The sequence below is a fragment of the Clostridium beijerinckii HUN142 genome (genome assembly GCF_000621745.1).
GTDB lineage: Bacteria > Bacillota > Clostridia > Clostridiales > Clostridiaceae > Clostridium > Clostridium beijerinckii_A.
This window is the reverse complement of record NZ_JHXK01000009.1, coordinates 161,422-173,677: the sequence shown is the minus strand read 5'-3', so window position 1 is coordinate 173,677 and position 12,256 is coordinate 161,422. Positions and strand designations below refer to the sequence as shown.

The window sequence follows — 12,256 nt, the reverse complement described above, 5'->3', positions numbered from 1 at the left end:
AAAAATACCCAATTTGTTACACGGTAATAATAGTTCTTAATGAAACAAAATAACAACTATTAGCAGTAGGATTCACTCAGTTTATATCAACATCACTCATAAATCTTTACAAAATAACAAATATTGATAGGAGGGTTTAAATGTCCAAATTTAAATCAAATAATGAACAAAACTCAGAACAAATTATAGATAAACATGCTTTAATATTCGGTCTTATATCTGTATTTCTTTGTGGAATAGGCTTTACGATCATAGCACCAGTCGTTCCATTCTTAGTTCAGCCTTATACAAGCAATCCAGGAGAGCAAGCTATAGTTGTTACACTTCTTACATCTGTTTATGCAGTTTGTGTGTTTTTAGCAGCTCCAGGTCTTGGCGCTTTGAGCGATAGATATGGCCGCCGTCCAGTACTCTTAGTATGTCTCTTGGGTTCAGCAATCGGGTACGTAGTCTTTGGTATAGGAGGAGCCTTATGGATACTATTTGCCGGGCGCATAATAGATGGTATAACAGGTGGGACCATAAGTACTATTTTCGCATATTTTGCAGATATAATTCCTAGTAATCAGAGAACTAAATACTTTGGATGGGTGAGCGCTATTGTAGGTGTAGGTACTGTAATTGGTCCAACTTTAGGTGGATTACTTGCTAAGTTTGGTTATTCTGTACCAATGTATTTTGGGGCAATAATAACTTTACTAAATGTTGTTTATGGAATCTTTTTTATGCCTGAGAGTCTTCACAATGAAGATAGATTAGAGAAGATCACTTTTGTGAGACTAAATCCATTTACACAGCTTGCAAGCATACTTTCTATGAAAAGCATAAAGATGTTACTTATATCAGGATTCTTACTTTGGATACCAAACGGATCTCTGCAAGCAGTTTTTTCACAATTTACAATAGATACTTTTAGCTGGAAGCCTACAGTAATCGGACTTATGTTTTCAATTATGGGCTTTCAAGATATCATTTCACAGAGTCTTATAATGCCAAAGCTTTTGATAAAACTTAATGATAAACAAATAGCAATTCTCGGAATGGTTTCTGAGATTATAGGCTATGCTTTTATTGCTCTATCAGCTTTGTTATTATTTTATCCTCTGTTTATCATTGGAATGTTTATATTCGGTTTTGGTGATTCAATCTTTGGACCTTCATTCAATGGGATGCTTTCTAAGTCTGTCGATTCCAGTGAACAAGGAAGGATTCAAGGAGGCAGTCAATCTATTCAGGCTTTAGCAAGAATGATTGGACCTATCATTGGTGGACAAATCTATGTATCACTTGGTCATTCAGCACCTGCTTTTATGGGAATACTCCTTATAGCATTCGCAATACCAGTTTTATATAAAAGAACCCATGTAAATATATAAAATACATACTTTATTTTTAGGCAAGTATCCATCTTCATTTTGGATTGTAAGGAATATAAAAATGATAAAAGGTCCATGTCGCCTGAGATTTTGTATAAGGCAAGGAGATGAATTGCCTTCATAGTATATAGAGTCTGACAGCTTACATTAAATATGTAGGCTGTTTTTTTGATTTGCTTAAAAAGTATAAAACTTCTGAATTTTGAAAGACAATGATATAAATGGTTAAGTGGAAGAGGTTTGTAAAAATCAAGATGATTAAAGAATTAATAAGAGATAGAGAATATCTGACCCTTATTAATTTTACATATTTATCATATATACTGATAAATTAATTAGGAAGATTAAGGGAAAAAGAGAAAAAATAAGAATGACTGATATAATTGATAAAAATATCATTATTGACGATAAAAAGGGATTTTGGGTTTATCGGGAAAACTGATAAAATATAAGTATAGTAACACAGACAAGTAATTAAGAAAGTCGATTGAATGGGGGAGAAGGTATGAAATTAACACCAATAAGATTAAGACGATTGAACTCAGGTCTTGATAGTGAAGAGGTTATAGAAGCATTGAAAATAAGTAAAAGTACATTTTATAAGTTAGAACAAGGATGGACAAGACCATCGCCAGCACTGATAAAAAGACTCGCAAATATTTACAAATGTTCAACAGATGACATATTTAAGGATTTGAAGATAATAGGTTAGACAATAAAAGATATAGCAAAACTTAGGAGCACATTAAGAACAGCAAGAAAACAAAAGCTATTGAGATAGATATTTAATGTCAGGGGGAATTCAAATTGTTAATTAAGTGTAACTGGAGAACCTGTAAAAATTATAAAGATGGAGTATGCAGGGCAGATTCTATTGAATTGAAGAGCTTTGATTATGAAGAAGATAACGAAGAGTTAGAAGGTTTAAAATGTGCCACATATGAATATGATTCCTTTTGGATGTGTGATAAGGGAAGAGAAGTAGATGTAAGATGATTAATACAGAATACGAAAGCTATAAGATGATATAGGAGTTGATAAGATGAGTGAGGGCTGGTTTAAGATTCACAGAGTTTTATTTGAAAAAGCTATTTGGTTAAATTCAACTTTAGAGCAAAAGGTTATATTGATTACAATTCTAAGTATGGCAAATCATGAAAGAAGAGAGTGGGAATGGAAAGGAACAAAATTTAAAGCAGAAGCAGGTCAATTTGTAACTTCATTAGAGGGAATAGTTAAAAAAAGTGGTGATGGTATATCACTTCAAAATGTAAGGACTGCTCTTAAAAAATTTGAGAGATATGATTTTTTAACACAGGAGGTAACAAAGACTGGAAGACTCATAAAGATAGTAAACTGGGAACTTTACCAAGGGAAACAAGAGAAAAATAGCAGGCATTCTAACAGTGAATTAACAAGCATCTCACAAACAGCTGGCAAAGAGTTAACAACTAACAAGAATAATAAAAATTATAATAATGATAAGAATACTGTATTTATAGAAGAGTTCACTAAAAATAAGCTGCTAATTGAAAGTATATCAGAATTTATAAAAATGAGAGAAAGAATTAAAAAGCCAGTAACAGATAAAGCACTAAAAATATTGCTAAATAAATTAAAAGATTTATCTCAAGATGAGGAAATACAAATTAAAATTTTAGAAAACAGCATAGAGAATTGTTGGCAGGGACTATATCCATTGAAGGAGGAAAAGTATATTTATGGAAGCACTTCAAAGAATATTAGATCAAGTGAGAGCAAATTCAATATCAAAATCTCAGAACGGAAACCAAAAGCAAGTGCAGGTTGTACAAGAGACAGGCCATTTTAAATGTGAAAAGTGCAAAGATACGGGTTATATTATAAAAGCTCAATTTCATGCACAGCCACTAATGACGCCATGTTCGTGCTTAGAGATTGAAAATGTCAAAAGGCTATGGAAAAATAGTGGGATAAATCCAGAAAATTTAGAAAAGACATTTAGTAATTTTGAAGAATGGTCAAGAACTTCTAAAAAAATGAAATTTATTGCAACAGATTATTATATGAGTTTTGATGAGATAAGATCAAATAGGAAAAATTCAATTATACTTTGTGGTAATTCAGGAAGCGGAAAGACTCATATTGCCTTAGCTCTTGCAAATAATTTCTTGAAAAATAATATAAAAGTTGTTTACATGCCTTATAGAGATGTGATTACAAGCCTTAAACAAAATATCCTAGACAAAGAATATTATAAAAAGACCTTAAGCAAATATCAAACCTGCGAAATTCTATTAATTGATGATTTATATAAAGGAAAAGTTAATGAAACAGACATAAATATAATGTTTGAGCTGATAAATTATAGATATTTTAATCACCTGCCACTTATTGTCTCGAGTGAGTTTACAGTTGAAAGGCTGCTAAATTTTGATGAAGCAATAGGAAGCAGAATATATGAAATGACTAAGGATTTCATGGTTGAAATTCAAGGCACGGAAAATAATTATAGACTGAGGTGAGAATATGTCAAATGTACACTGGTGCATATGTTTAAAAAGCAGCAATATGCCAGGAAAAATAATTTTTAAAAAACATGCTGAATTTGGAGATAAGATAAATAAAATCTTAGAGAAAAAAAGTGCTGAGTTAATGGGGGGAGAGGTTTTGAAAAATGAATATAGCGGTGCAAATGGAACCAAAGATTTAGAGTGTGAAAAAGATTTTGTGCTCATAAAGGAAGTTAATGCATTAGATTATGAAAATAATGAAATAAGCCAAAATAGTAAAGATATCAAGAATAAAGTTTTAATTAATAAAGTTGAGGAGAGAAATAATATGGATTCAAAAGGAATTATACAAAGATTAAATACATGCATCATAGCATTAAACAGGAGCAATACACAATTAAAAACTTTGGGGCTTAAAAAGGCACAGGCAGAGAAAGAATATAAAGTAAAACAAGCAGAAGAAATATTAAAACTTAGGGAAGATAAATATCCGGCTACCTTAATAATGGAATTAGTTAAGGGAAATAAAGATGTAGCGGAATTAAGACTTCAAAGAGATGTGGCAGAAAATGCTTATTTTACATGCCTAGATGGAATAGATAATTTAAGAATAGAAATAGAATTGATAAAGAATAAATTAAAGTGGCTTAGAGCTGAACTTTATAGTTTGTAGAAAAAACTTGCTTAAATTAGAATCTATTTTGTTGAGATATAAGGAATTTTTGAAAGATTAGTAAGTAAGAAGGTTAATGAGTAAGGAGGAGTGATATATATGAATATCACTCTGCAAACAAGGAATTGGGAATGATTACAATTACATGATAACATATAAATATATCATTGTAATGGTTTTTAATAACAAAAATTGCGGCAGAATTCCCTATTTATTTTATCTAAATTCATTTGACTATATATGTTGAATATATAAGCAGAATATAATTTCTAGTGAAGATATAAACTTAATGTTTTAACAAATTTGTAAATTGGGTATCTATATACAAAATAGATTTTAATTATTTTTAGAAATTTAGAAACTAGGAGTGATTAATATGAACAGTACAATAGATAAGGTAAGAAGATATAGAGAGATTTTAGCAGATATACAAGATATAGATATAAGGGTTCAGGAGCTTGAGGAAGAAATCATAGGAATAAATGGAATAGAGATCGGAGAAAGAACAGGAAAACTTATAAGATTACCTCAAGTGTGGAGCAACAAGCAGCCACTAAGATGGAAAAGTATATATCATAATGATTTTGGTAAAGGTATTTCCTCGGAAATATTTGTTGTAAAATAAAAACTTCAAAAGGGATGTAAAAGGGAATGTAGCTAAATATATACATTCCTTTTTTTATAAAAACTTTGATTTTTCAAAGATCTTATTTCCTAAACTAACTATTAATGATAAGCTTATTACTTCTTTTCAATTATTGCAGTATATTTTAGTTCTTTTTTCTCATCATTAAATTCAAAATTTAATTTTAAGTTAGGTGGATAAGTGTAGCCAGACAAATATATTTCATATTTATTAGTTTCAATTTCATTCATTGTTGAATTTTTTTCAATTATTTGTTTATAGTATTCATAAGATTCTTCTGGCAATGACCAAGAAGCTGAAATCTTACTTGTTGTTTCAAATAAACCGTTATATTTTCTGTAGGAATAGTCGATATTTTCAGCATCATCTGGCACTTTTTCAGGGAAAAAATTCTTATAAATGGCTTCATATTTACGCATATCATTACCAACATGTAAGTAATTATTAGGTGAATTTGTAAATGAATCTAATGGAGGAGTTACAAAAACTAACATAAATCCACTAGCCAAACTTAACATGATAGAAATTAATAACGCTAAAACATTTAAAGTAATTTTCCATCCGTATGATTTAATGTAATTCATTTTACTTAAAATAATTTCTCCTAAGATACTGCAAAATAAAGGAAGCATAAACATAATAAATAAGATACTATATGTTTTAATTCCTAAACTTCCAAAATAGAATCTTGGATATTCTAAATCATAACCTATTTTAATAGAAAGATATCCAGCAATTATCCCTAATATATTAAGACCAATAATAACAGTATATATAACTTTAAATATTTTTTTTATGGTCTCAAATCGTATATTCTTTTTAGCATTCAGTAATAAATCTTTCTCTTGGAGATTAGCATAAGTGTCACTATCATCATAACTTTTAACCTCAACATTTTCTGTAGCCTCTTTAAAAAGTTTGCTACACTGTGCACAATCATGTAAATGCTCTTCTACAAGAAGTTTGCTTTCGGGACTGCATGTATTATCGATGTATGCAGGTAACAAGTCCATAATTACTTCACATTTCATATTTTCATCTCCTTTAGGCTTTTTTGTAACATTAGTTTTGCACGATGAAATGTAACTCTTGCCCAAGTTTCATTTTTTTCATATTTTTTACCTATCTCTTTATAACTTAATTCTAAATATGTTCTATTAAAGAATACGGTTTTGTAAGGATCACACATTTGCATAACTATTTTTAAAATATAACTTAATTCGTCTTTTTTAACAAAATCATCTTCTAAAAGATTTTCTGTATTAAACTCCATTTCTTGTATGTTTTCAATATCAACTATTTTAGATGTCTTTTTTAAATAGTCGAAATATAAGTTTTTTCCTATTTGACACAGCCAAACAATCAATTTACTTTTTCCTTTAAAACTTTCAATTTTATTAAATGCCTTTACAAAAGTCTCTTGCGTTAAATCTTCTGCTAAATCATAGTCTTTAGTTAATTTTAGTAAGAACTTAAATACATTCTTAACATATAATTCATATATTATTTCAAAATCAGTTTTTTCCATCTGCCTCCCCTTTTACAATATAAATCTTAAAATGATTATTCAAAGATTTAGGTGAATTTTTAGTATTTATATATATGACTATTAAAAAAAGATTTCGTTACAAAAAGTTAAAAATTATTGTTACTTTAAAGATATCATTAGAATTATATCAGTAAAACAATTCATAGATAAACAGCATTAAATAAATAAATTATTCACTTGGAGCAAAATAAAATTAATAGAAAAATTTTAGAAATCCTAAATAATATCTATCAAAAATTAGTATTGAAATCATCTATAATAGTAGATGAACTAAAAACACTTACGGAAATGATATTATCCCTTCATACTGTCAAGTTTATTATTTTAACTGACTATTATAAAGGGAGCATATCAAAAAGTAGGTGTTTTTATTATATAAAAATAACTAATAAAAGAGGTGTAGTAGAAAGGATGGTATATATGAAAGGTATAGACGTAAGTAATCATAATGGAAGCATAAATTTTGGACAGGTGAAAGATTCAGGAATAGAAGCTGTTTACATTAAAGCTACAGAAGGCACAACATTCAAAGATCGCTGTTTAGAGGCTAATTATTCCAATGCACATTGCGAAGGATTAAAAACGGGATTTTATCATTTCCTGGTTGGGACTAGTGAGCCAGAAACTCAGGCTAATAGTTTTTATAATGCTATAAAGGATAAAGCAAATGATCTAATTCCAATGTTAGATATAGAAAGTAATTTTGATGGATTAATTGACTTTATATTAAGATTTATTGCTAAATTTAAAGAGATATCAAATATGCAAATTGGTATTTATACTTATACTAGTTTTATAGATAATTTGGATGACAAAATTGCTGGTTATCCACTGTGGGAGGCAAATTATAATAATACTCCATGGAAATTAAAGTCTAATTTCTTTACTAATAGAGTAGGGCACCAATATTCTGAAACAGGATGCGTAAATGGTATAGATACTGATTGTGATATGAATGAGTTTAATGATGGAATAATAAATAAAACTAATGGATATGTAAGAATCAATTATCTTCCAATTGGATATAGAGGTGATGGAAGTTTTGCTGGAGTTGACATGGGATATGTGCAAGAATATTTTGAAGATATTCGTATCTATGCTAATTCAAATGAAAATGGAATCTGGGTTGAAACTCAAAATTTGCCTATGAGCAAATGTTTAGAATTAAAAGATACGTTAGGAAGTTGGTTTTGTGATATAAAATAGTTTAAAGGGCATGAGAGTAATCTTGTGTCCTCTATTTTTTTGTGCTTTTCTGATATGTCCTTAGTAAAAGAATTGTAGAGAGTCGTTATATGATCAGCTTATGTGGTGTTTTGAAATATATGTTATAATAATCATTATATGGAACAGGAATTTGGTTCGGAATAGTAAATTGTTGTGAAGAAAATATTCTTTATATTTTCTTGAGTGGAGGTACTTATATGGAAAAAGAATTGTCAGAAATGACACTTGAAGAACTATGGGAGTTGTTTCCTATCATCTTAAAAGAGCATAATACAGATTATAAAGATTGGTATGAAATTGAAAAACAAAGACTTTTAAATTGTATTGATAAGAAAAATATTCTGCGTATTAATCACATAGGAAGTACAGCGGTTAAAGGCTTGATTGCTAAGCCAACAGTAGATATTTTATTAGAAATAAATACCGAAACAGATATTGAACAATTAAAAAATATTCTACTACATAATGGTTGGTTATTAATGTCATCTGAAAATAAACCTTTCATGAAAATGTCATTTAATAAAGGATATACAAAACAAGGATTTGCAGAAAAAGTATATCATTTACATGTTCGCTACTATGGTAATTGGAATGAATTATATTTTAGAGATTACCTTATAGAACATAAAGAAGTTGCGAAGGAATATGAAAAACTAAAGTTGGGGCTGAAAGAAAGATATGAGCATGATAGGGATGGTTATACAGATGCTAAATCTGATTTTATTTTGAAATATACACAAAAAGCAAAAGAAGAATATGCTGACAAATATAATCCAATAAAATATGCATGATATACAATAAATTTGTTGCACAATCTTCTTAAAATGTGCACTTAATGAAAATTGAGATGATATATTGCTAATGTATTTTGTGCAAGTGATATTTTTATAATATCAATATTAAGTGGGAAATACGGTAAAACAACATATATAAAAATGAAGAAAAGTTTGTAGTTGCTTAGATATCAACATGTTTTTAAATAGTAGCAATAAATGCTTCTCTTTAAGATTAGAATAAGCCACAAAATAGGAGGTATTATGGAGATAGAGTTTAAAATTTCAAGGGATGAATTAATAGCTTTTAATATGAAGTATATTGTTAACACAAAAACTTATAAAAAACAAATTCGTGTATATGTTGGATTTGTTTCTTTTATACTGCTTGGATTGATACTTTTACTTGGAAGTATTTTATATATTGAAACTGTTATTATTATGTACATTATATTCTTCTTTTCTAGAAAAAAGATATTTGACAGATCATTAAGAAGAAAACTTCTAAGAATATATGGAACAGATAAATTAACAGATACATTTGAAGCAAAACATTTAAAGCTTATAGAAAAAGGAATAAATACTAATACTAAATTTTCAGAGAAAATTCATAATTGGAATTCTATAAAAGGTCTGTATTTATTAGAAGAATATATTTTTATACCTACAATAAATGGTGAAAGTTTAGTAATACCTCTATCGTCGCTTTCTTCAATGGAAGATAAGAAGCTGTTTTTAGATACTATTATTAATAATACAAATTTAGAATTAAAATATAGTTATCCTGATTCTGTTTAGTTTTAAATTTTATAAAACCATTTAAATTTTGAGGGGAGGTATAATATGAAAAGAGTCTTTCTTTTAATCATTACTACAATAATTATGTTTCAATTTTTGATTGCATGCTCAACCAATAAAAATGTTGCATTTAAAGAATTTTATTCTAATGTAATTGGGTTTAGTAAAACTGATGAAGAACAAGCTATTCAGAAAGATACGATTCTAATGTTGACTAATGAAGAGTTTCAAATGTTTAAAGATAACTATTTTACACCAAGAGAAATTCCAATGAAATCACCTGATAAAGAAATGGCAATATTATACTTACAAATACCTTCCCAAACTAGTTCAGTACAAGGGTATAGTGTTGAAAGTATAAATGTAGGCAATGATACTTTAACAGTAAACTTGAAACCATCGTCAGTTGCACAAGTTGATGGCATAGAGGGATTTGATGGTATATGGAAATGGGTTATGTTAGTTCAAGTAGATAAAACTAATTTAAAAGATAATATGAAGATTATTATAAATAAATGAATTTAATATATTACTAAGGGGTGTACCGATTCAAGTTTATAAATGCTGCACACCAATGTGAATTATGATAAAACAATGATTATTTATATAATAGGAAGTGAGTTTATGATTAAAGCAATATTATTTGATTTTGATGGTGTACTAACGACTGATGCAACTGGCTCACTATCGATATGTAATTACATTTGCAAGAAAACTGGCTTAGATATAGAAATATTTGAAAAAGAGTATTATAAATATAATGATGATCTTTTATACGGAAAAATTAGTCATGAAGACATCTGGGAAAAATTATGCAAAGGACTAAATTCTAAAATTGATATAAATATATTATATGAGTCCTTTATAAATACCCCGATAGATATGCAAATGATAGCATTTATAGATGAACTGAAACAGCAAAATTATAAAATTGCTATGGTTACTGACAACAAGAAAGATCGTATAGATGACATTGTTAAATACTATGATTGGAATAAAATATTTGATTCAATCACTGTTTCAGCAGAAATTGGTTCAGGAAAAGACTGTAATGAAATTTTTGTAAAAGCTATAGGAGAATTGAATGTGAATACTGATGAATGTGTATTCATTGATAATCAAGAAAAGAATCTTATTGTTCCTAAGAGCATGGGAATGAATATTATTTATTTTGACCATGAAAAAAGAAATTATAAAAAACTTATTCAAGAGTTCAAAAATTTATCAATCAATATTACATAAAACGAGAATAATCTATGAAACGTTCTTATAATACTAAGATTAAGCAGAAGAATATGTTTAAAAGAATATTATTTAATAAGATAAAAAGAATAACTATTCTTTATGCTATTGGAGAGACAAGATTTTACAGTTGCTATTATATAGAACTAATAGTAAATTAAAGTGATTCAATCGTAAAAAGAACATAAGTATTATAATTATTACATTGATTTAACTAATATAGAAAGAGATGATGGAGTTTGAAAGAAGGAAGAGAACGATCTATTGGAGGAATAGGAGGGGCTATTGGTGGCTTTTTTGGCTCAGGAATAGGTTTTTCCTTAACTGACAAAATTGGATTAAGCGGTAATGTTTTTAAGGTTATAATTGTATCAATTATAGCAGGATTTATTGCGTTCTGTGCTTGTAAAGTATTACGCTTGATATGGAGATAATTAGATAAAGATATTTTATCAGAGGATATCTTAATATAAAATAGTTTTAAGGGCATGAAAATAATCTTATGCTCTCCATTTTTTTGTAAGAAAGCAAAGATATGCTATAATAAAGTAAACGTTAAAATAAAGATACAATAAAAGCTGTTATTAAATTTTATGAGAATATTGGAAACTTAAAGGAGATTGATAATTTATGGTAGAGAACATTACAGAATATTTATTAAATGATGGACTTAAAGTGCCAAGCATTGGTTTTGGAACATATACCTTAAATGGTATAGACGGAGCTAATAGGATTAAAGAAGCAATTGATTTAGGGTACAGATTAATTGATTCGGCATTTAATTATGAAAATGAAGGTGCAGTTGGTGAAGCGGTAAGGAAAAGCTCTGTTTCAAGAGAAAAACTTATAATTACTTCTAAATTGCCTGGTCGTCATCACTCATATAAAGAAGCTATTAATACAGTTGAAGAATCATTATTTAGAGCTGGATTAGATTATTATGATTTATATCTTATTCATTGGCCTAATCCAAGAATTAATTTATATGTTGAAGCTTGGCAGGCAATGATTGAATTAAAGAAAAGAGGTTTAATTAGATCAATAGGTGTTTGCAATTTCATGCCTGAACATTTAATAACTTTAATAAAGGAAACTGGAGTAACTCCTAGTATTAATCAAATTGAGCTTCATCCTTATTTTAATCAAGAAGAACAACGTGCTTGTAATAAAGAACATGGTATAGTTACAGAATCTTGGAGTCCTCTTGGAAGAGGTAATAGTATGTTAAAAGACGAGAAAATTGCTGGAATTGCTGAAGCGCATAAAAAATCTATTTCACAAGTAATTTTACGTTGGCATGTACAATTAGGAGCTATTCCACTTCCGAAAGCATCATCAAAAGAGCATCAATTAGATAATCTAAATATTTTTGATTTTGAATTATCAGAAGATGAAATGAGAATCATTTCTGGACTTTCTCGTGGAGATGGTCGTACAACTAATCAAGACCCTAGAGTTTACGAGGAATTCTAATATAATG

General features: G+C 28.5%; 16 protein-coding genes. 14 read left to right on the top strand and 2 right to left on the bottom strand.

Annotation, left to right across the window (positions count from 1 at the left end; genetic code table 11):
- The first annotated feature begins 140 nt into the window (after positions 1–140).
- The 7 genes from T483_RS0104095 (at position 141) to T483_RS31500 (ending at position 5,166) form a co-directional block, all read left to right on the top strand.
- Positions 141–1,376, top strand: coding sequence for an MFS transporter (locus T483_RS0104095; protein WP_026885689.1), 1,236 nt, complete (start codon positions 141–143; stop codon positions 1,374–1,376).
- Between the two features lie 505 nt (positions 1,377–1,881).
- Positions 1,882–2,088 (top strand): helix-turn-helix domain-containing protein, encoded by a 207-nt coding sequence (locus T483_RS0104090; RefSeq protein ID WP_026885688.1) that lies wholly within the window; start codon positions 1,882–1,884, stop codon positions 2,086–2,088.
- A 95-nt stretch (positions 2,089–2,183) separates the two neighbouring features.
- Positions 2,184–2,372, top strand: a complete 189-nt coding sequence (locus tag T483_RS0104085; protein ID WP_017213046.1) for a DUF1540 domain-containing protein — start codon at positions 2,184–2,186, stop codon at positions 2,370–2,372.
- Positions 2,373–2,418: 46 nt separating this feature from the next.
- Positions 2,419–3,207 (top strand): hypothetical protein, encoded by a 789-nt coding sequence (locus T483_RS0104080; RefSeq protein ID WP_026885687.1) that lies wholly within the window; start codon positions 2,419–2,421, stop codon positions 3,205–3,207.
- Positions 3,098–3,880 (top strand): ATP-binding protein, encoded by a 783-nt coding sequence (locus T483_RS0104075; RefSeq protein WP_080696906.1) that lies wholly within the window; start codon positions 3,098–3,100, stop codon positions 3,878–3,880. The genes T483_RS0104080 and T483_RS0104075 overlap by 110 nt, the downstream gene beginning before the upstream one ends.
- 4 nt (positions 3,881–3,884) lie before the next feature.
- Positions 3,885–4,541, top strand: a complete 657-nt coding sequence (locus tag T483_RS30365) for a hypothetical protein (RefSeq protein ID WP_080696904.1) — start codon at positions 3,885–3,887, stop codon at positions 4,539–4,541.
- 376 nt (positions 4,542–4,917) lie between these two features.
- Positions 4,918–5,166, top strand: a complete 249-nt coding sequence (locus T483_RS31500; protein WP_196244847.1) for a hypothetical protein — start codon at positions 4,918–4,920, stop codon at positions 5,164–5,166.
- Between the two features lie 116 nt (positions 5,167–5,282).
- Here the strand turns inward: T483_RS31500 and T483_RS0104060 are convergent, their stop codons facing one another.
- Together T483_RS0104060 and T483_RS0104055 are read right to left on the bottom strand one after the other, a co-directional pair.
- Complete coding sequence (locus T483_RS0104060) at positions 5,283–6,218, bottom strand: zf-HC2 domain-containing protein (RefSeq protein WP_026885684.1); 936 nt, start codon at positions 6,216–6,218, stop codon at positions 5,283–5,285.
- Complete coding sequence (locus tag T483_RS0104055; protein ID WP_026885683.1) at positions 6,215–6,715, bottom strand: RNA polymerase sigma factor; 501 nt, start codon at positions 6,713–6,715, stop codon at positions 6,215–6,217. Before T483_RS0104055 ends, T483_RS0104060 begins: the two co-directional genes overlap by 4 nt.
- Positions 6,716–7,156: 441 nt before the next feature.
- Here T483_RS0104055 and T483_RS0104050 point away from each other — a divergent pair, with 441 nt between their 5' ends.
- From T483_RS0104050 to T483_RS0104015, 7 genes are all read left to right on the top strand, one after another.
- A complete protein-coding gene (locus T483_RS0104050) occupies positions 7,157–7,942 on the top strand; it encodes a GH25 family lysozyme (protein ID WP_026885682.1) in 786 nt (261 codons plus the stop codon).
- Between the two features lie 218 nt (positions 7,943–8,160).
- Positions 8,161–8,754 (top strand): GrpB family protein, encoded by a 594-nt coding sequence (locus T483_RS0104045; protein WP_026885681.1) that lies wholly within the window; start codon positions 8,161–8,163, stop codon positions 8,752–8,754.
- 246 nt (positions 8,755–9,000) lie between these two features.
- Positions 9,001–9,534: a YcxB family protein gene (locus tag T483_RS0104040; protein WP_026885680.1), complete on the top strand. Its 534-nt coding sequence runs from the start codon at positions 9,001–9,003 to the stop codon at positions 9,532–9,534.
- Positions 9,535–9,579: 45 nt separating this feature from the next.
- Positions 9,580–10,053, top strand: coding sequence for a hypothetical protein (locus T483_RS0104035; RefSeq protein WP_026885679.1), 474 nt, complete (start codon positions 9,580–9,582; stop codon positions 10,051–10,053).
- A gap of 105 nt (positions 10,054–10,158) precedes the next feature.
- On the top strand, positions 10,159–10,776 hold the full coding sequence (locus T483_RS0104030) for an HAD family hydrolase (RefSeq protein WP_026885678.1): 618 nt from the start codon (positions 10,159–10,161) through the stop codon (positions 10,774–10,776).
- A gap of 239 nt (positions 10,777–11,015) precedes the next feature.
- A complete protein-coding gene (locus T483_RS0104020; RefSeq protein ID WP_026885677.1) occupies positions 11,016–11,210 on the top strand; it encodes a hypothetical protein in 195 nt (64 codons plus the stop codon).
- A 196-nt stretch (positions 11,211–11,406) separates the two neighbouring features.
- Positions 11,407–12,249: an aldo/keto reductase gene (locus T483_RS0104015; RefSeq protein ID WP_026885676.1), complete on the top strand. Its 843-nt coding sequence runs from the start codon at positions 11,407–11,409 to the stop codon at positions 12,247–12,249.
- Positions 12,250–12,256: the final 7 nt, after the last annotated feature.

Excerpts from the sequence above, each read along its gene's own strand:
- T483_RS0104040 (WP_026885680.1), top strand. The coding sequence starts at position 9,001 with ATGGAGATAGAGTTTAAAATTTCAAGGGATGAATTAATAGCTTTTAAT.
- T483_RS0104080 (WP_026885687.1), top strand. The coding sequence starts at position 2,419 with ATGAGTGAGGGCTGGTTTAAGATTCACAGAGTTTTATTTGAAAAAGCT.
- T483_RS30365 (WP_080696904.1), top strand. The coding sequence starts at position 3,885 with ATGTCAAATGTACACTGGTGCATATGTTTAAAAAGCAGCAATATGCCA.
- T483_RS31500 (WP_196244847.1), top strand. The coding sequence starts at position 4,918 with ATGAACAGTACAATAGATAAGGTAAGAAGATATAGAGAGATTTTAGCA.
- T483_RS0104035 (WP_026885679.1), top strand. The coding sequence starts at position 9,580 with ATGAAAAGAGTCTTTCTTTTAATCATTACTACAATAATTATGTTTCAA.
- T483_RS0104095 (WP_026885689.1), top strand. The coding sequence starts at position 141 with ATGTCCAAATTTAAATCAAATAATGAACAAAACTCAGAACAAATTATA.
- T483_RS0104015 (WP_026885676.1), top strand. The coding sequence starts at position 11,407 with ATGGTAGAGAACATTACAGAATATTTATTAAATGATGGACTTAAAGTG.
- T483_RS0104030 (WP_026885678.1), top strand. The coding sequence starts at position 10,159 with ATGATTAAAGCAATATTATTTGATTTTGATGGTGTACTAACGACTGAT.
- T483_RS0104055 (WP_026885683.1), bottom strand. The coding sequence starts at position 6,715 with ATGGAAAAAACTGATTTTGAAATAATATATGAATTATATGTTAAGAAT.
- T483_RS0104050 (WP_026885682.1), top strand. The coding sequence starts at position 7,157 with ATGAAAGGTATAGACGTAAGTAATCATAATGGAAGCATAAATTTTGGA.
- T483_RS0104075 (WP_080696906.1), top strand. The coding sequence starts at position 3,098 with ATGGAAGCACTTCAAAGAATATTAGATCAAGTGAGAGCAAATTCAATA.
- T483_RS0104045 (WP_026885681.1), top strand. The coding sequence starts at position 8,161 with ATGGAAAAAGAATTGTCAGAAATGACACTTGAAGAACTATGGGAGTTG.
- T483_RS0104060 (WP_026885684.1), bottom strand. The coding sequence starts at position 6,218 with ATGAAATGTGAAGTAATTATGGACTTGTTACCTGCATACATCGATAAT.
- T483_RS0104090 (WP_026885688.1), top strand. The coding sequence starts at position 1,882 with ATGAAATTAACACCAATAAGATTAAGACGATTGAACTCAGGTCTTGAT.